We start from the raw sequence: 16654 nt of genomic DNA, 5'->3' as shown, positions 1-16654 counted from the left end.
ACATATTCGACGGCGGCGTGCGGGTGGTGACGCAGAAGGTCGAGGCGACGACCGACGCGCAGGGCCGCTGGTCGCTGGAGCTGATCGTGAACGGCGAGGGCGAGCGGGCGGGCACGACCTGGAGCCTGGAGGGCTACAACCAGTATGTGGCCAAGGTTTTCGAGGCGAAATCGCTGTTTCTGGCCTCGGCGCTGGAGACGACGCTGGGCGATCTGGAGCGGACCAGCGCGCAGAACCTGAAGGCGGCGCGCGAGACCGGCGCGGCGCGGCTGATCGTGGTCTCGGATTACGACCGCTACCTGGCCCTGCCCGAAGGCCAGAGGCGCATGAACGATCTGGTGGTCCTGGACGGTGGGGAAGCGCCGCTGACGATCCATGGCAGCGTTGAGGGCAGCCTGTTCGAAGGGGTGCAGCGGATCTATCACGGCGGCCGGCCGGCAATGTTGATGGACGGCAATGGCGCCGTGCTGATCGAGGAGCAGCAGTTCTCGGCCGAGGCTCCGACGATCACCCGCCAGCCCGCGATCCTGCCCGAGGGGGCCGGTCTGGGCGATAACATCACCCTGGATCTGGGCAGCGCCGAGGGCATGCCGCCGCCGGCTGCGGATTGGGACCTGACGCTGGGCGACAGTTCGATCCGCGACCAGATCGACCCCGAACTGCTGAGTATGGAACTGTCCGAACCGGGCGAATACGCGCTGGCGGTCAGCTGGAGCAACATGGTGGGCACGGTTGCGGCCAGCCCCGCGCTGCTGACGGTTGCCGCGCCGGCCGCGCCGGCGGTCGATTACGGGCAGGCGGCCGGCTATTTCCATCCGGGCTCGGCCTATGGCGGTACGGCTGCGGCCGTGACCGGGGTGGTGAATGGCGGCAATGGCGGCTGGAACCTGGCCGCGATCGGCTCGGGCAATGCGATTGCCATGATGCCGGAGGGGATCCGCTTTGCCGAAGGGCAATTCTTGCAGGTGACGGGGCTGACGACCAGCGGCCTCGAGGGCGCCTTCATCGTGCTGCGCATGGTGATCGAGAGCTATGGCTCGGGCGTCTTGCAGCTTTTCGGGGCCAATCCCAATGGCGGCAATTTCGCGATCAGCAACAACAACGGCACGCTTCAGGCGCGTTATTTCGACGGCACGAACCGCAGCATCTCGCTTGGCAATGTGAGCAATGGCCAGGACTTCGTCGTCGGGATCGAGGTCGACAATGCCGCGAACCGGGTACGCAGCTATGCCTTGTCCGGCGCCATGATCTCGATGACGCCCGCGGGGACGCCCGTGGTCGACTATACCACCGTGCGGGCCGGCCAGGCCATCCGGGGCACGCTGAAGCGCGCGGCGCTGTTCACCAAACCCGCCGGCGGAACCTTCGCCGCGAGCTTCGAAGATGTGATCGCGGATTTCCTGGTCCCCTGAGCCCGGGCCCGCGCTGCCGCGCGGAGGTGGCATCTGTCGCTGCAAGGGGCCGTCCTTCGGGGCGGCCTTTTGCCTGACCCCGGCCGGCGGCGCTGCATCATCTGCCCGAAACCGCCCGCCCGCGCGCGTTTTCGGTGGACATGGCCGCAATCGTCGCAACACTGCGCGGCAAGCGGATGAGTGGAGAAAGCCCATGAACCTGACCATCGACGAGGCTCTGACCCAGGGCGGCGCGGGCCGTTTCCAGCGGCGGTTGCTGGGGATCTTCGGCCTGGTCTGGGCGGCGGATGCGATGCAGGTGATCGCCATCGGCTTCACCGCCGCCTCGATCGCGGCGAGCTTCGGGCTGACCGTGCCGCAGGCCTTGCAGACCGGCACGTTGTTCTTCCTGGGCATGTTCGCGGGCGCGACGCTGTTCGGGCGCATCGCCGACCGGATCGGGCGGCGCAACGTGCTGCTCTTGACGGTGGGCTGCGACGCGGTCTTCGGCCTCGCCTCGGTCTTCGCGCCGGACATCTGGTCGTTGATGCTGCTGCGCTTCCTGACCGGCATGGCGGTCGGCGGCACGCTGCCCGTGGATTACGCCATGATGGCCGAGTTCCTGCCGCCGCGGAACCGCGGCCGCTGGCTGGTCTGGCTGGAAGGGTTCTGGGCCATCGGCACCATCGCCATCGCCCTGACCGCCTGGATCGCGCATCTGGCCGGCGCGGCCGAGCCCTGGCGCTGGATCTTTGCCGTGGCGGCGCTGCCGGCGCTGATCGGCATCTGGCTGCGGCTCTGGGTGCCGGAATCGCCGATGTATCTGCTGCGCAAGGGCGACGAGGCCGGGGCGCGGGCGGTGATCGACCGGGTGCTGACTGCGAACGGCGCCCGCGCCCTGCCGGCCGGCACCCGCCTGACCGCGCCGCCCGTCACCGCCGAGGCGCGGCTTTTCGGCCCCGAGTTGCGCAACCGCAGCCTGGGCATCTTCGCCGCCTGGTTCCTGGTCTCGCTGTCCTATTACGGCGTCTTCGTCTGGTTGCCGGCGGAACTGGCCAAGGGCGGCTTCGGCTTCGTGCGCGGCTATGGCTTTCTGGTGCTGATGGCGCTGGCGCAGTTGCCGGGCTATGCGTTGGCGGCGCATGGCGTGGAAAGCTGGGGCAGGAAGCCGACCTTGCAGATCTTCCTGCTGCTCAGCGCGGCTGGCTGCTTCCTGTTCACCGTCGCCGGCAGTCCCTGGCTGGTCGCCATCGCGCTCTTGCTGATGAGCTTTGCGCTGCTGGGTACCTGGGGGGCGCTTTACGCCTTCACGCCCGAGCTTTACCCCACGGGCCTGCGCGGCACCGGTATGGGCACGGCCAGCGCGGTGGCGCGGGTGGGCGGGCTTCTGGCGCCCTCGCTGCTGGGCTATGTGGTGGCGCGCGGCTTCGGCACCGCAATCGGCGTCTTCGCGGCGCTGCTGCTGCTGGCCGCCATCGGCACGGTGTTCATCCGGGCCGAGACCCGCAACCAGTCCATCGTCTAGAACGCTGCATCCAGCGCATCCGCGAAAAGCCCGGCCCGGGCGGCGGCCTGGATCGAATCTCTTGCGCATTGGAAAGCCAAGATTATTCTTTCGCCGGGGCAAGGAATTGTCCTTGCGACCCGGGGGGCGGCGCAAGCCTATCCTTTTGCGGGAGGTGCTTTTCTGATCCATCCGATTTCCCGATCGCGATCATGCCCGAAGGCCTTGGCGCAATTTTCAACGGCCGGCCTGCGGCCGGCATTCCATCCATCCGTTTTGAACGAGGAAAACACTCCATGCTGAAACCCGCGCTTTTGGCGCTTGGCCTGGCGCTTGGCCTTGCCGGCTGTGCCGCCACCTGGGAAACCGCCTATGAGCAGCTCGATCCGGCGCAGACCGCAGGCTGGCGCGTCGCCGCGGTCGAGGTCGCGGTGCCCGAAACCCTGACCACCAGCGAGACGAACAGCTATATCCCCGATTTCGACATCGTCTGGCATGGCGAGCCCGCCGGCGACCGCCGCGCGCAGGTGGCCGCCATCCTCAAGGAGGGCATCGAAAAGGGCGCCGGCGGGCTGAACGGCAAGACCCGGGTGCGCATTGTCGCCACCGTCAGCCAGTTCCATGCGATCACCCCGGTGGTGCGCGAGCGGTTGCAGGATTCGGGCGTGCACAACATCCAATATACCGTGCAGGTCTTCGAGGCCCGCAGCGGTGCCGCCCTCAGCCAGCCGCAGCTCATCAAGGCCGAGTTCCCCGCCCTGGTCGGTAGGGCTGCCGACGAGGCCGAAGCCAAGGGCCTGACGCAGCGCGTGCAGATCGTGAACCAGATCGCTGCGGTGACGCAGAACTGGCTGGGCCGCGGCGCCGATCCGCGCGGCAGTTTCCAGCGTCGCGGGCGCTGAACCCTAGTGAAATTCACGGGAATTTTCGGGCTGGCCCTTGCGGGCCGGCCCGTTCTTTGGCAGGGGGGCGGATATGGCAAGCGTATCCGAACTTTACGAGGCCCGCGTGGCGGCGGGCCGGCTGGCACCAGATGCGGCGCAGCGCGGCGTGCTGCCGGTGCTGGACCGGCTGGTGCGGGAACTGGCCGCGGTCCCTGCGCCCGTGCCGCAAAAGAACGGCTGGCTGTCGCGGCTGCGCGGCGCCGCGCCCATGTCCACGCCGGCGGTGAAGGGCATCTATCTGTGGGGCGGTGTCGGTCGCGGCAAGTCCATGCTGATGGACCTGGTGATGGAGGCGGCGCCGGTCGCCGCCAAGCGCCGGGTGCATTTCCACGAATTCATGCAGGAAATCCAGGCCGCGCTGGAGGGCGTGCGCAAGATCGGCCAGCAGGATGCCGTCCGCCCGGTCGCGAAGGCGGTGGCGCAGCAGGTGCGGCTGCTCTGCTTCGACGAGATGCAGATCACCGACATCGCCGATGCGATGATCGTCGGCCGGCTGTTCCAGGTGCTGTTCGAGGAGGGGGTGACCGTCGTCACCACCTCGAACCGGGTGCCCGAGGACCTCTACAAGAACGGCCTCAACCGCCAGCTTTTCCTGCCTTTCATCGCATTGTTGCGCGAGAGGCTGGAGGTGGTGGAGCTGGTCAGCGCCACCGATCACCGCCAGAACCGCGACGAGGGCGGGCAGGTCTGGTTTATCCCCGCCGATGCGGAGGCGCATGGCCGCATGGATGCGCTCTGGCAGCAGGAAACCGGCGGCGCGGCAGATTTGCCCCTGGTGCTGGAGGTCAAGGGCCGCAAGGTCGAGATCCCGCAGCATGTCGGCCGCATCGGGCGGGCCAGCTTCTGGGATCTCTGCGGCAAGCCGCTGGGCCCGGCCGATTACCTGGCCATGGCCGAGGCGCTGGACCTGCTGTTCATCGACGCCATCCCGCGCCTGTCGCAGTCGAACTACAACGAGGCCAAGCGCTTCGTGACCCTGATCGACGCGCTTTACGAGGCGAAGGTGCGGCTGATCGCCAGCGCCGCCGACGAGCCCGAGCGGCTTTATGCCGAGGGCGAGGGCGTCTTCGAGTTCGAGCGCACCGCTAGCCGGTTGCGCGAGATGCGCGACGCCGATTGGGGGCGGGCGTAGCGGCGCGATGCGCCCCCGACCGCCGGCGGCGGCGGTGCGACCGAACCTAGCCGTTTTCGCGCAGCACCTGTCCGGCGAGATAGAGCGAGCCGCAGATCAGGAGGCGCGCGCCGGGCTGGTCCGCAGCCAGGCGCCGCACGGCGGTCAGCGCGTCCGGGGCGGTCGTGGCGGCCAGACCAACCGAGGCGGCAGCGGCGGCGGTGTCCTCGGCCGGCAGGGTGTTCGGCTCGCCCGGGATCGCCACGGCGGTCAGGCTTTGCGCGGCGCCGGCCAGCGGGCGCATGTAGCCCGCCACGTCCTTGGTGTTCAGCATGCCGCAGACCAGATGCGTCGGCCGGCGCGGCAGGGCGGCCAGCGTCGCCGCCACCGCCTCGCCGCCTGCCGGGTTGTGGCCGCCGTCGAGCCAGAGCTCGCAGGCCCCTGCCGCCTCGACCAGCGGGCCGCGGGTCAGGCGCTGCATCCGGGCGGGCCATTCCGCCTCCGTCACGGCGGCGCGGGCCTCGATGCGGCCGAAGCCCAGCTCGCGCAGCGCCGCGATGGCGGTGCCGGCGTTCACGATCTGATGCGGGCCGGGCAGGATCGGCAGGGGCAGGTCCATCAGCCCGTGCTCGTCCTGATAGATCAGGCTGTCGCCCTCGCGCCGGCTGTCCCAGTCCTGCCGGCCGATGCGCAGCGGCGCGAACAGCCGCTCGGCCTTTTGCTCGATCGCCTCGCGGGCGACGGGCTCTTGCGGCGCGACGATGCAGGGCACGCGGCGCTTGAGGATGCCGGCCTTTTCGCCGGCGATCTCGGCCAGCGTCTCGCCCAGATATTGCGTGTGGTCGATGCTGATCGGCGTGATCACGGTCAGCGCCGGGTCGTCGATCACGTTGGTCGCGTCCAGCCGGCCGCCGAGTCCCACTTCCAGCAGCGTGTAATCGGCGGGCGTGCGCGAGAAGGCCAGGAAGGCCGCCGCCGTGGTGATCTCGAAGAAGGTGATCGGCGCGCCGGCATTCGCGGCCTCGCATTCCTCCAGCGTGGCGGCCAGATCGGCTTCGGGGATCAGCTCGCCGGCCAGCCGGATGCGCTCGTGGAACTGCGCCAGATGCGGCGAGGTATAGGCGTGGACCCGCTTGCCGGCCGATTCCAGCCCGGCGCGGATCATCGCCTGGGTCGAGCCCTTGCCGTTGGTGCCGGCGATGTGGATCGCGGGCGGGATGCGGCGTTCCGGGTTCCCCAGCGCGGCGAGGATGCGGTGCATCCGGTCCAGGGACAGGTCGATGACCTTGGGGTGCAGTTGCATGAGCCGCGCGAGAATGGCGTCGGAAGAGGTCATCGCGATGTCCTCCGGCTCAGGCGGAGGCGTTGTCGGCGGCGCTTTCGGCGCGCGGGGCGGCGATGTTGCCGGGCGCGGGCAGGTCGCCCACCACCGGTGCGGGCAGGCCCCCCAGCATGCGCAGGATCGAGATCAGCTCCTCGCGCAGCTTCTTGCGATGCGTCACCCGGTCGAGCATGCCGTGTTCCAGCAGGTATTCGGCGCGCTGGAAGCCCTCGGGCAGCTTCTCGCGGATGGTCTGCTCGATCACGCGCGGGCCGGCGAAGCAGATCAGCGCGTTCGGCTCGGAAATCTGGATGTCGCCCAGCATCGCATAGCTGGCGGTGACGCCGCCGGTGGTCGGATGGGTCAGCACGACGATATAGGGCAGCCGCGCCTCTTTCAGCATCTGGACGGCGACGGTGGTGCGAGGCATCTGCATCAGCGACAGGATGCCCTCCTGCATGCGCGCGCCGCCCGCGGCCGAAAACAGCACCAAGGGCCGCTTCAGCTTCACCGCGCGCTCGGCCGCGGCGATGATGGCGTTGCCGACATACATGCCCATCGAGCCGCCCATGAAGGAAAAATCCTGGGCGGCGGCGACGATGGGGGTGCGGCCGATCTCACCCTCGGCGACCAGCATCGCCTCTTTCTCGCCGGTGGATTTCTGCGCGGCCTTCATGCGGTCGGGGTATTTCTTCTGGTCGCGGAAGCCCAGCGGGTCGGCCACCGGCTCGGGCACCTTCACTTCGTTGAAGACGCCGCCGTCGAACAGCGCGGCAAAGCGCAGCCGGGGGCTGATCGCCAGGTGATGGTCGCAATTCGTGCAGACGTTCAGGTTGTCCGACAATTCGCGATGGAACAGCATGGTCCCGCATTCCGGGCATTTGGTCCACAGGTTCTCGGGCACCTCGCGGCGCGAGAACAGCGAATTGATGCGCGGACGGACATAATTGGTGATCCAGTTCATCGGCGGCCCCCTGCGCTGCGTTCAGGGGCTCAGATATGCAAAGCGGTGCCGAATTGCAATTCCGGCCTGTCCGGGCTTTCATGGCGGCATGTGGACTGAAGCCCTTGTGTTCATGCATTACGCAGCCGCGCTGTCCGTTTCGGTGCGCGTGCTGTTGCGTCCCCGGCTTGAGCCGACGGTCCGCCTGTCCTGGATCCTGGTGATCGAGCTGGTGCCGCTAGTCGGCATCCTGGCCTATGTGCTGTTCGGCGAGATCCGCATGCGCGGCGCCGAGGTCGAGACCATGGCCAATGTCCGCTCGCGCCTGTCGGGCCTGTGGCAGCCCAGCCCCGAGGAGCTGAAGCTGCTGCCGGATTTCGCCGAGCCGGTCATCAAGGCGAATCGCGCCACGACCGGTTTCCCCGCCGTGGCCGGCAACCGCGCCGCGCTGCTGCCCGAGGACGACAGCGCCATCGCCGCCCTGGTCGAGGCGATCGACGGCGCGACCGAGCATGTCCATATGCTGTTCTATATCTGGCTCGACGATCCCTCGGGGCGGTCGGTGGCCGAGGCGGCGATCCGCGCCGCCGGGCGCGGCGTCAAGGTGCGGGCGATCATCGACGCCTTCGGCTCGCGCGCCTTCGGGCGATCGGATGCCTGGGCGCGCATGAAGGCGGCGGGGGTGGAATGCGTCGAGGCGCTGCCGCTGAGCGTCCCGGTGATCGGGGGGCTGTTCCAGCGCATGGACCTGCGCAACCACCGCAAGATCGTGGTGATCGACCATGTGCTGGGCTTTACCGGCAGCCGCAACTGCTCGGATCGCGCCTTTGCCATCAAGCCGCGCTACGCGCCCTGGATCGACGTCTTCCTGGCCATCGAAGGGCCGGTGGTGCGCCAGATGCAGGCGGTCTTTTTGCAGGACTGGATGAGCTATACCGGCGAGGATCTGGGCGAGATGCTGCGCATGACCCGCCCCGTCACCGCCCCGGGCGAGGTGGCGCAGGTCGTCGCCACCGGTCCGGACGAGCGCCAGGGCGCGCTGTCGGATTGCATGGTGACGATGATCCATGCCGCGCGCGAGCGGCTGGTCATCACCACGCCCTATTACGTTCCCGACGCCTCGCTCGATTCGGCGATCCGCACGGCGGCGCGGCGCGGCGTGGACGTGACGGTGATCCTGCCCGAGCGCAACGATTCGCTGGTGGTGCAGGCCACTTCCGAGGGGTTCTATTATGGGCTGGTCTCGGCCGGGGTGAAGCTGATGCTGTTCCGGGGCGGCTTGCTGCATTCCAAGATCATCACCGCCGACGGGCGCATGGCGATGCTGGGCAGTGCCAATATGGACCGCCGCAGCTTCGAGCTGAATTACGAGATGAACATGCTGTTCCTGGGCGGCGACATCACCGAGCGGCTGGACGAGCGCCAGCAGGGCTATGTCGACCGTGCCCATCCGATCGGGCTGGACGAGATCCGCGGCTGGTCGGTCTGGCGCCGGCTGCGCAATAATCTTCTGGCGCTGGCGGCGCCGATTCTGTGACGGAGGAGGCGATGACGGAACTGAGCAGGGAAAAGATCGTGGACGGCGCCCCGGCGCTCTCCGGGGACGAGCTGCGCGCGGCGCTGGCCGGTTTGCCCGGCTGGGAACTGGCCGAGGACGGCAAGTCGATCCATCGCGAATGGCGCTTCAAGACCTTCAAGGCGGCGGCCGCGCTGGCCAACCTGGCCGCCTGGCAGGCCGAGGCGGCCAATCACCATCCCGACATCGCCTTTGGCTGGGGCTTCGCCCGCGTCAGCTATTCCACCCATTCGGCGGGGGGCGTGACGCGGAACGACCTGATCATGGCCGCCCGGCTGGAGGCCGCCATGGGCTGACGGAGGCGGACTGGCAGGCGGGCCCCGGGCCGCAGCCTCTTGCCCCAGGGGCAGGCTGGGCCTATCCAGAACCCAGCCGGAGGATGCAGCCATGAAAAACAGCCGTTTCGACAAGTCTTCCCTGCCGAGCCGCCATGTGACCGAAGGTCCGGCCCGTGCGCCGCAGCGCAGCTTCTTCTATGCCATGGGCATCACCGAGGAGGAGATCCATTCCCCCTGGGTCGGCGTCGCCACCTGCTGGAACGAGGCGGCGCCCTGCAACATCGCCCTGAACCGCCAGGCGCAATCGGTCAAGCAGGGCGTCAAGAAGGGCGGCGGCTGCCCGCGCGAATTCACCACCATCACCGTCACCGACGGCATTGCCATGGGGCATGAGGGGATGCGCGCCAGCCTGGCCAGCCGCGACGCCATCGCCGATACGGTCGAACTGACCATGCGCGGGCATTGCTATGACGCGCTGGTCGGGCTGGCGGGTTGCGACAAGTCGCTGCCGGGCATGATGATGGCCATGGTGCGGCTGAACGTGCCCAGCGTCTTCATCTATGGCGGCTCGATCCTGCCCGGCCGCTTCCACGGCCGCGACGTGGTGGTGCAGGACGTGTTCGAGGCGGTGGGCCAGCACGCCGCCGGCAACCTGCCCGATGCCGAGCTTGAGATCCTGGAGCGCGTCGCCTGCCCCTCGGCCGGGGCCTGCGGCGGGCAATATACCGCCAACACCATGGCCTGCGTCTCCGAGGCGATCGGCCTCGCGCTGCTGAACAGCTCGGGCGCGCCCGCGCCCTACGAATCGCGCGACCAGTATGGGCTGGCCTCGGGCGAGGCGGTGATGACCCTGGTCGAGAAGAACATCCGCGCCCGCGACGTGGTGACCCGCAAGGCGCTGGAGAACGCGGCGCGGGTGGTGGCCTGCACCGGCGGCTCGACCAATGCCGGGCTGCACCTGCCGGCCATCGCGCATGAGGCGGGGATCGAATTCGACCTGTTCGACGTCTGCGACATCTTCCGCGACACGCCCTATTTCGTGAACCTGCGCCCCGGCGGCGATTACGTCGCCAAGGACCTGTTCGACGCGGGCGGCGTCCCCGTGGTGCTGCGCGAGCTGCGCAAGGCCGGACTGATCCACGAGGATTGCCTGACCGCCTCGGGCCGCAGCATGGGCGAGGAGCTGGACCGCATCACCCGCGAGGCGGACGGCAAGGTGATCCATCCGGTGACGGCGCCGCTGTCCCGCACCGGTGGCGTGGTCGGGCTCAAGGGCAATCTCGCCCCGGACGGGGCCATCGTGAAGGTGGCGGGCATGGCGCCCGAGGACCAGGTCTTCACCGGCCCGGCCCGGGTCTTCGACTGCGAGGAGGAGGCCTTTGCGGCGGTCATGCGCCGCGACTATGCCGAGGGCGACGTGATCGTCATCCGCAACGAGGGCCCGGCCGGCGGTCCCGGCATGCGCGAGATGCTGGCGACCACGGCGGCGCTGTCCGGGCAGGGCATGGGCAAGAAGGTGGCGCTGATCACCGACGGGCGGTTTTCCGGCGCCACGCGCGGCTTCTGCGTCGGCCATGTCGGCCCCGAAGCGGCGCATGGCGGCCCCATCGCCCTGCTGCGCGACGGCGACCGGATCACCATCGACGCGATCCGGGGCGAGATTTCGGTGGCGCTGTCCGACGCGGAACTGGAGCGGCGCCGGGCGGAATGGCCCGGCCCGCGCGGGACCGATTACGCCTCGGGCGCGCTGTGGAAATACGCCCAGCTTGTTGGCAAGGCCCGCTATGGCGCCGTCACCCATCCGGGGGCGGCGGCCGAAACCCATGTCTACATGGACCAGTGACAGGCGGACGCATGGCAATACGCCCTCGCAAATGGCTTGAACGCAAGACCCGGGAACAGGCGCTGCGGCAATGGACGGCGCTGGCCAAGGGGGTCGAGGCGCTCGGCCCCGCCCGCCTGCGCCATCTGCGCGACGAGGCGCTGGATCTGCGCGGCAGCCTCGACCGTTTCCTGATCGAGGCCGACCGCCATGCGGCGCGTTCGCGCGCGGCGCTGGACGCGCTGCATCTGCCGGGCGGCACCGACTGGCGCTGGCGCCCCGGCTTCATGGCCGGGCGGATCTCGCCGCGCGGCCTGGCCGCACCCGAGAACGGCGGCCAGCTGGGCGAGGGTGCGGCGGTCTGGCACGATTGCCCCGAGCGTGCGCTGATCCTGGAGCAGGTGACCACCACCGGCGCGACCGATCTGTCGCCCTTCGGCCTGCGGCTGGAGGTCTTCGGCTATGCCGGCAGCTTCCTGTCGCTGTCCATCGACCTGCCGGCCAGCGCCTTGCAGGGCCTGACCCGCAGCCATATCCTGCGGCTGGAGACCGGCGTCCTGGCCGAGCGCGCGATCCGGGTCTATGCGCGCCTGAACATCGGTCATGGTCCGAACATCGACGAGATCACGCTGCAATTGCACAGCTTCGAGCCGGGGCTCTACAGCCGGCAGGTGACCGAGTTCGACCTGGCCTATACCCAGATGAACGAGCGGCGGCTGGAAAAGATCTGGCTGGACCTGATCTTCGAAGCGCCCCGGATGAACGCGGTCGAGATCCGCGAGCTGTTCTTCTCGCGCCATCTGCGGGCCGAGTTCTGACCAAGGAATGTCCCATGAACGACTTCGAATCCTTTGGGCTGAAAGGCGGCATCTGGCAGGGGGTGCTGCATCGCGACGCCCAGCCGGGACGGCTGGTGCTGGTGCATATGGGCAGCCGTGTGGCCGAGGCCCGCGTGACCGCCGAGACCGAGGGCCGCTGGCGCGTCGCCGCCGCGATCCCTGCGGAGCGGTTGTCGGACGGGGCGCAAAGCTTCCTGCTGCTCGAGGACCAGGAAGCCGAGGGTCAGCCGCCCCAGCCGGGCGCCCGGCACCTGGCCAGCCTGACGCTGGTCGCGGGCGATGTCCTGGACGGCGACCTGCATGCCGAGCTGAGCCTGATGCGCAGCGAGCTGGAACTGCTCAAGAAGGAGCTGCGCCGCCTGGCTGCCGAACCGGCCTGAGCGCCGCGCTCAATCCTTGCTCCAATAGCCGTAGCCGCCCAGCTCGGCGAAGCCCAGCCGGTCATAGACCGCCAGCGCGCCGGTATTGTCGCGGCTGACCGCCAGCGCCAGCCGGGTCGCGCCCTGCGCCTCGGCCCAGGACGCCGCCATGCGGATCAGCCAGCCCGCCACGCCCATCCGGCGCAGCGCCGGCACCACCTCGATGGCATGGACCATGGCGACCGGCCCGTCCAGCGCCACGAAGGCGGCCCCGGCGGCGCGGTCCTGCACCCGTCCCAGCAGCGCGGTCTTGGGCAGGGCGACGCGCTCCATCACCGCCTGCCGGGCGGCGGTGACGTTGCCGTCGCTCCAGATGTCGCGCTGCATGGCGAGCGGCGGCCAGATCTCGAAACTGGACAGCGGCGGCACCGGCTGGGCGGTCAGCGCCGCGCAATTGGCGGCCAGGATCGCGGTCGGCGTGCCGTGGCGATAGCCCTGCGCCGCCAGCGCCTGCGCCAGCGCGGCATCGTCGTCGGCGACGCGGAACATGGGCCGCTCGTTCCAGCCGCGCTGCACCGCCTCGGCGCGGGCGATGTCGGCGTCGGCCCAGTCGGGCCGCGCGGCACGGGCCGAACTGACGCGGCCGCCGCCGCCCTTGCCGCGGCCGACCAGGAAGCCGCCGGCCGGGGCATATTCGGCGGCGGGCCAGGTGGTCTCGAAGGCGCGGGCGATATCGGGATCGGCAATCACAGGGCCAGTCTTTCGCGCAGGGCGGTCATGGCATCGGTGACACGCTTGCCGTCCAGACCCCGGATGACCAGGCTGGTGCCGTAACGCTGCCCGCGCTGGAAGGGGTAGGAGCCCAGCGACAGGTCCGGGAAGTCGTCGGCCACCGCCCGCAGCTCGTCGGCCACGTCGGATTCCGGGCGCAGCACCTCCAGCGCTTCGCTGACCGAGGGCCGCCCGGTCGGCAGTTCCGGCACCACGGCCTCGACCATGGCGCGGAACACTTCGGGCACCCCGGCCATGACATAGGTATTGCCGATATGGAAACCCGGCGCGGCGGAATAGGAATTCGGGATCAGCCGCGCGCCCAGCGGGATGCGGGCCATGCGCAGCCGGTTGCCGGTGACCTCGACGCCGCGCGCCTCCCAGCGCTCGACCATGACGCGGCGGGCCTCCTCGTTGATCTCGATGCCCACACCGAAGGCCGCGGCGACCGCATCGGCGGTGATGTCGTCATGCGTCGGCCCGATGCCGCCCGAGGTGAACAGCAGGTCCCAGGCGCCGCCCAGCGACTGGTCCAGCGCCTTTATCGCGGCGACGATCTGGTCGTGGTCGTCGCCGACGATGCGCACCTCGCGCAGATCGACGCCGATGCTGTTCAGCACCTGCGACAGGTAATGGGCATTGCCCTCGCGGGTGCGGCCGGACAGGATCTCATCCCCGATGACGAGGATGGCGGCAGTGGGATTGTCGGATTGCATCGGCGCGTTCCTCTGGCGATCTGCTGCGGTCCGCAAATGTATAGGTCCGCGCGAGGGGCTGGAACAAGTGGCGCCATGGGACTATCTGTGGGGCAGACCAGCACGAGGACGCCATGAACGACGCACGCCAGACCCGCGAGGGGATCCGCATCCACGACCCGCAGGACTTCCAGGGCATGCGTGCGGCCGGGCTGATCGCGGCGCAGATCCTGGACGAGGTCGGCCCTTTGGTGCAGCCGGGCGCCACCACCGGCGGCTTGGACGATTTCATCCGCAACCGGGTCGGGGAACTGGGCGCCACCAGCGCCACCATCGGCTATCGCGGCTACCAGCATGCCAGCTGCATCAGCGTGAACCATGTCGTCTGCCACGGCATCCCGGGCGACAAGATCCTGACGGATGGCGACATCCTGAACATCGACGTGACGGTGATCGTGGATGGCTGGTATGGTGACAGCTCGCGCATGTATGTGGCGGGCAAGCCCAGCGTCAAGGCGCGCCGGCTGATCCAGGTTACCCATGACGCGCTGATGCGCGGCATCGAGGCCGTGCGCCCCGGCGCCACCTTCGGCGACATCGGCTGGGCGATCCAGTCCTATGTCGAAAGCCAGCGCATGTCGGTGGTGCGCGACTTCTGCGGCCACGGCCTCGGCCGCACCTTCCACGCGCCGCCGAACGTCCTGCATTTCGGCCGCCCCGGCAAGGGTCCGGTGCTGGAGGAGGGCATGTTCTTCACCATCGAGCCCATGGTGAACCTGGGCCGGCCCGAGACCAAGATTCTTGCCGACGACTGGACGGCGGTGACGCGCGACAAGTCGCTCTCGGCCCAGTTCGAGCATTCGATCGGCGTGACGGCGGATGGCTGCGAGATCTTCACGCCCTCGCCCAAGGGCCTGTTCTTTCCCGAACTGGGCTGACTTCTGGGACCCGGCTTCTCCGCTGCGTAAATACTCATGCGACCGCGCAACCGTAGCTGCCGCATGAGTATTTGTGAAACGGAGAAAACGCAGGCTGGCGCGCAAGGGCCAGACCGGCGCTTGTTTCACCGTTTGGCAAATACTCACGCAACCTCGGTCGCGGGCGCGGCGTCAATGCTTGCGGATGGTCTCCCCCGGCATGATCGTCGGCGCCAGCGCGATGATGCCGTTCTCGGGCCGAGCCTCCTTGCCGGCGACCAGGCGGGCCGCGCGTCGGCCGATGTCGATGCGCCGCGCGTCCGTGGTGGTCAGCCGCATCGGCAACCCGTCCAGCAGCTCGACGCCGTTGAATCCGGCGAGCCCCAGCCTGCCGGGGATGTCATAGCCCTTCTCCATGCACCACAGGAGGCCGCCGGCCCCGATCATGTCGTTGGAGAAATACAGGAAATCCAGGTCCGGCTCGCGGGCCAGGATGCGCTCGGTCATCTCGCGTCCCTTCAGCAGCGACGAGCCGCCCTGGTAATATTCCCGCGCCGCCAGCTGCACGCCATGCTCGCCCAGCCGTTCCTCGAAACCGGCCAGCCGCTTGCGGGCGCGATGGTCCTCGGGCATGTGAGTGCCGATGAAGCCGATGCGGCGATAGCCGGCGGCCAGGATCTCGTCGGCCATCTCCGCCCCGGCCCGGCGGTGCGAGATGCCGACGGCGGTGTCGATCGGCTCGCCGTCCACATCCATGATCTCGACCACCGGCAGGCCGGCATTGTCCAGCATGGCCCGCGCCGCCTTGCTGTGCTCGAGCCCGGCCAGGATCACCCCCGAGGGCCGCCAGCTCAGCATGTCGTAAAGCACCGCATCTTCGCGCGAAGGGCTGTAATTCGTCACCCCCACCACCGGCTGCAAGCCGGTGTCGTCCAGCTCGGCCGAGATGCCGCCCAGCACGTCCGGAAACACCATGTTCGACAGCGAGGGGATGACCACGGCCACCAGGTTCACCCGCTGGCTGGCCAATCCGCCGGCGATCTTGTTGGGGACATAGCCCAGCGTTCGGGCGGCGGTCAGCACCTTTTCGCGGGTGGCGGCCGAGACATCGCCCCGGTTGCGCAGCACGCGGCTGACGGTCATCTCGGACACGCCCGAGGCTTCGGACACATCGCGCAATGTCAGGGGGCGGCGGGTTCTTTTCGTGTTCATCGCAACTACCGGGACGCAATCATGTTACCGTTATCTGCTCCGCCCCGTCGCGGCAAGCTTGCCATTTCCTCGGCCGGAGGGCAAAAGAGGCACCGAGCGGCCCCGTGGCTCAACTGGATAGAGCAGCCCCCTCCTAAGGGGCAGGTTGCAGGTTCAAATCCTGCCGGGGTCACCATTTTATCTATATATAACATAACCTTACGAGCCTCGATACACTAAAGTGGGGTGTGCTCTTTGGTTTGTCGAACCGAAACGACAGGTCGAATCTCAAGGGCGCCAGCCGCTTTCCGCAGGTGCTGCGGGCTGAAGCGGGCATAAGTTGCCCGGGTAATGTCGGGGTTCGAGTGCCCCAGGTATTCCGCAATTTCCTCGATGGGAACACCCGCCTCAGCCATGAACCGGCCGGCGGTCCTGCGCAGGTCATGCCGAGTGCAATGGGCGATCCCGGCGCGCTTCACAGCAGCGTTGAATCCGGTCTTTATCGATCCGACCTTTCGCCCGCCCCACTCAATGACATAGTCCGAGACGCCCGACAGCTTGGCGGTTTGGAGAGCGGCCATCAGGCTGTCGTTGATCGGAGCCGTGGCCCGGCCTTTTCGCGGCCGCAAGTCGTTCGGGCCTAGGGTCAGGACACGTTCTCGCGTCATAGCCAGAACATGACGGTTGCGGCGAGTGCGACGGCGGAGAGGAAGACCTTGGGGCACCTGTCGTAACGGATGGCAACCCTGCGCCAGTCCTTCAGCCTGCCGAACATGATCTCGATCCGGTTGCGGCGTTTGTAGCGGCGCTTGTCATACTTGACGGGCTTGCCGCGAGACTTCCTGGCCGGGATGCAGGGCTTTATCCCCTTGTCTTTCAAAGCATCTCTGAACCAGTCGGCGTCATATCCCCGGTCAGCGAGCAACCAGTCTGCGTTTGGCAAGCTGCCCAGAAGCGCGGCGGCCCCGGTGTAGTCACTGACCTGGCCTGCG

At 68.5% G+C, this 16654-nt stretch carries 17 protein-coding genes and 1 tRNA gene; 11 read left to right on the top strand and 7 right to left on the bottom strand.

Translation table 11 applies throughout. The features are described 5' to 3' along the window. The 4 genes from AQY21_RS29410 to zapE form a co-directional block, all read left to right on the top strand. A partial coding sequence (locus AQY21_RS29410) for a hypothetical protein (RefSeq protein WP_203416572.1) occupies positions 1-1412 on the top strand: 1412 nt, incomplete at its 5' end. Between the two features lie 193 nt (positions 1413-1605). After that, complete coding sequence (locus AQY21_RS19070; protein ID WP_058099192.1) at positions 1606-2916, top strand: MFS transporter; 1311 nt, start codon at positions 1606-1608, stop codon at positions 2914-2916. Positions 2917-3191: 275 nt separating this feature from the next. Further along, complete coding sequence (locus tag AQY21_RS19065; protein WP_058099191.1) at positions 3192-3797, top strand: DUF6778 family protein; 606 nt, start codon at positions 3192-3194, stop codon at positions 3795-3797. 73 nt (positions 3798-3870) lie between these two features. Beyond that, positions 3871-4971 (top strand): cell division protein ZapE, encoded by a 1101-nt coding sequence (gene zapE / locus AQY21_RS19060; protein WP_058099190.1) that lies wholly within the window; start codon positions 3871-3873, stop codon positions 4969-4971. A gap of 46 nt (positions 4972-5017) precedes the next feature. On the opposite strand, the gene AQY21_RS19055 is transcribed toward zapE, so the two are convergent. Together AQY21_RS19055 and accD are read right to left on the bottom strand one after the other, a co-directional pair. Beyond that, positions 5018-6286 carry a folylpolyglutamate synthase/dihydrofolate synthase family protein gene (locus tag AQY21_RS19055; protein WP_152988277.1) on the bottom strand — a complete coding sequence of 423 codons (1269 nt, stop codon included), beginning with the start codon at positions 6284-6286 and terminating at the stop codon, positions 5018-5020. 16 nt (positions 6287-6302) lie between these two features. After that, the gene (accD, locus tag AQY21_RS19050) at positions 6303-7235 is read right to left on the bottom strand and encodes an acetyl-CoA carboxylase, carboxyltransferase subunit beta (RefSeq protein ID WP_058099188.1); all 933 of its coding nucleotides are present in this window, start codon (positions 7233-7235) and stop codon (positions 6303-6305) included. Positions 7236-7347: 112 nt separating this feature from the next. Here accD and cls point away from each other — a divergent pair, with 112 nt between their 5' ends. The 5 genes from cls (at position 7348) to AQY21_RS19025 (ending at position 12109) form a co-directional block, all read left to right on the top strand. Further along, complete coding sequence (cls, locus tag AQY21_RS19045; RefSeq protein WP_238986834.1) at positions 7348-8751, top strand: cardiolipin synthase; 1404 nt, start codon at positions 7348-7350, stop codon at positions 8749-8751. A gap of 11 nt (positions 8752-8762) precedes the next feature. Then, complete coding sequence (locus AQY21_RS19040; protein ID WP_058099186.1) at positions 8763-9086, top strand: 4a-hydroxytetrahydrobiopterin dehydratase; 324 nt, start codon at positions 8763-8765, stop codon at positions 9084-9086. Between the two features lie 91 nt (positions 9087-9177). Next, complete coding sequence (gene ilvD / locus AQY21_RS19035) at positions 9178-10911, top strand: dihydroxy-acid dehydratase (protein ID WP_058099185.1); 1734 nt, start codon at positions 9178-9180, stop codon at positions 10909-10911. An 11-nt stretch (positions 10912-10922) separates the two neighbouring features. After that, a complete protein-coding gene (locus AQY21_RS19030; protein ID WP_058099184.1) occupies positions 10923-11708 on the top strand; it encodes a DUF6478 family protein in 786 nt (261 codons plus the stop codon). A 14-nt stretch (positions 11709-11722) separates the two neighbouring features. After that, on the top strand, positions 11723-12109 hold the full coding sequence (locus AQY21_RS19025) for a hypothetical protein (RefSeq protein ID WP_058099183.1): 387 nt from the start codon (positions 11723-11725) through the stop codon (positions 12107-12109). A 9-nt stretch (positions 12110-12118) separates the two neighbouring features. Here the strand turns inward: AQY21_RS19025 and AQY21_RS19020 are convergent, their stop codons facing one another. Then, positions 12119-12838 carry a GNAT family N-acetyltransferase gene (locus tag AQY21_RS19020; protein ID WP_058099182.1) on the bottom strand — a complete coding sequence of 240 codons (720 nt, stop codon included), beginning with the start codon at positions 12836-12838 and terminating at the stop codon, positions 12119-12121. Further along, positions 12835-13575, bottom strand: a complete 741-nt coding sequence (locus AQY21_RS19015; RefSeq protein WP_058099181.1) for a molybdopterin-binding protein — start codon at positions 13573-13575, stop codon at positions 12835-12837. The genes AQY21_RS19020 and AQY21_RS19015 overlap by 4 nt, the downstream gene beginning before the upstream one ends. Positions 13576-13688: 113 nt before the next feature. On the opposite strand from AQY21_RS19015, the gene map reads away from it, so the two are divergent. Beyond that, positions 13689-14492, top strand: a complete 804-nt coding sequence (gene map, locus AQY21_RS19010; protein WP_058099180.1) for a type I methionyl aminopeptidase — start codon at positions 13689-13691, stop codon at positions 14490-14492. A 171-nt stretch (positions 14493-14663) separates the two neighbouring features. Here map and AQY21_RS19005 read toward each other — a convergent pair whose 3' ends face one another. Continuing rightward, on the bottom strand, positions 14664-15683 hold the full coding sequence (locus tag AQY21_RS19005) for a LacI family DNA-binding transcriptional regulator (protein ID WP_058099179.1): 1020 nt from the start codon (positions 15681-15683) through the stop codon (positions 14664-14666). Positions 15684-15781: 98 nt separating this feature from the next. On the opposite strand from AQY21_RS19005, the gene AQY21_RS19000 reads away from it, so the two are divergent. After that, positions 15782-15858: transfer RNA gene (locus tag AQY21_RS19000), tRNA-Arg, on the top strand. Between the two features lie 40 nt (positions 15859-15898). Here AQY21_RS19000 and AQY21_RS18995 read toward each other — a convergent pair. Next, the gene (locus AQY21_RS18995; protein WP_058099178.1) at positions 15899-16243 is read right to left on the bottom strand and encodes a tyrosine-type recombinase/integrase; all 345 of its coding nucleotides are present in this window, start codon (positions 16241-16243) and stop codon (positions 15899-15901) included. A gap of 83 nt (positions 16244-16326) precedes the next feature. Then, positions 16327-16654: IS5 family transposase (locus tag AQY21_RS18990; protein ID WP_058099177.1), on the bottom strand; the 328-nt coding region annotated here is incomplete at its 5' end.

Origin of the sequence: Paracoccus sp. MKU1 (genome assembly GCF_001447385.1) — a bacterium.
GTDB lineage: Bacteria > Pseudomonadota > Alphaproteobacteria > Rhodobacterales > Rhodobacteraceae > Paracoccus.
The sequence above is the reverse complement of the archived record's forward strand: the minus strand, read 5'-3'. Positions and strand labels throughout refer to the sequence as shown.

Excerpts from the sequence above, each read along its gene's own strand:
- AQY21_RS19070 (WP_058099192.1), top strand. The coding sequence starts at position 1,606 with ATGAACCTGACCATCGACGAGGCTCTGACCCAGGGCGGCGCGGGCCGT.
- AQY21_RS19065 (WP_058099191.1), top strand. The coding sequence starts at position 3,192 with ATGCTGAAACCCGCGCTTTTGGCGCTTGGCCTGGCGCTTGGCCTTGCC.
- zapE (WP_058099190.1), top strand. The coding sequence starts at position 3,871 with ATGGCAAGCGTATCCGAACTTTACGAGGCCCGCGTGGCGGCGGGCCGG.
- AQY21_RS19055 (WP_152988277.1), bottom strand. The coding sequence starts at position 6,286 with ATGACCTCTTCCGACGCCATTCTCGCGCGGCTCATGCAACTGCACCCC.
- accD (WP_058099188.1), bottom strand. The coding sequence starts at position 7,235 with ATGAACTGGATCACCAATTATGTCCGTCCGCGCATCAATTCGCTGTTC.
- cls (WP_238986834.1), top strand. The coding sequence starts at position 7,348 with ATGCATTACGCAGCCGCGCTGTCCGTTTCGGTGCGCGTGCTGTTGCGT.
- AQY21_RS19040 (WP_058099186.1), top strand. The coding sequence starts at position 8,763 with ATGACGGAACTGAGCAGGGAAAAGATCGTGGACGGCGCCCCGGCGCTC.
- ilvD (WP_058099185.1), top strand. The coding sequence starts at position 9,178 with ATGAAAAACAGCCGTTTCGACAAGTCTTCCCTGCCGAGCCGCCATGTG.
- AQY21_RS19030 (WP_058099184.1), top strand. The coding sequence starts at position 10,923 with ATGGCAATACGCCCTCGCAAATGGCTTGAACGCAAGACCCGGGAACAG.
- AQY21_RS19025 (WP_058099183.1), top strand. The coding sequence starts at position 11,723 with ATGAACGACTTCGAATCCTTTGGGCTGAAAGGCGGCATCTGGCAGGGG.
- AQY21_RS19015 (WP_058099181.1), bottom strand. The coding sequence starts at position 13,575 with ATGCAATCCGACAATCCCACTGCCGCCATCCTCGTCATCGGGGATGAG.
- map (WP_058099180.1), top strand. The coding sequence starts at position 13,689 with ATGAACGACGCACGCCAGACCCGCGAGGGGATCCGCATCCACGACCCG.
- AQY21_RS19005 (WP_058099179.1), bottom strand. The coding sequence starts at position 15,683 with ATGAACACGAAAAGAACCCGCCGCCCCCTGACATTGCGCGATGTGTCC.
- AQY21_RS18995 (WP_058099178.1), bottom strand. The coding sequence starts at position 16,243 with ATGGCCGCTCTCCAAACCGCCAAGCTGTCGGGCGTCTCGGACTATGTC.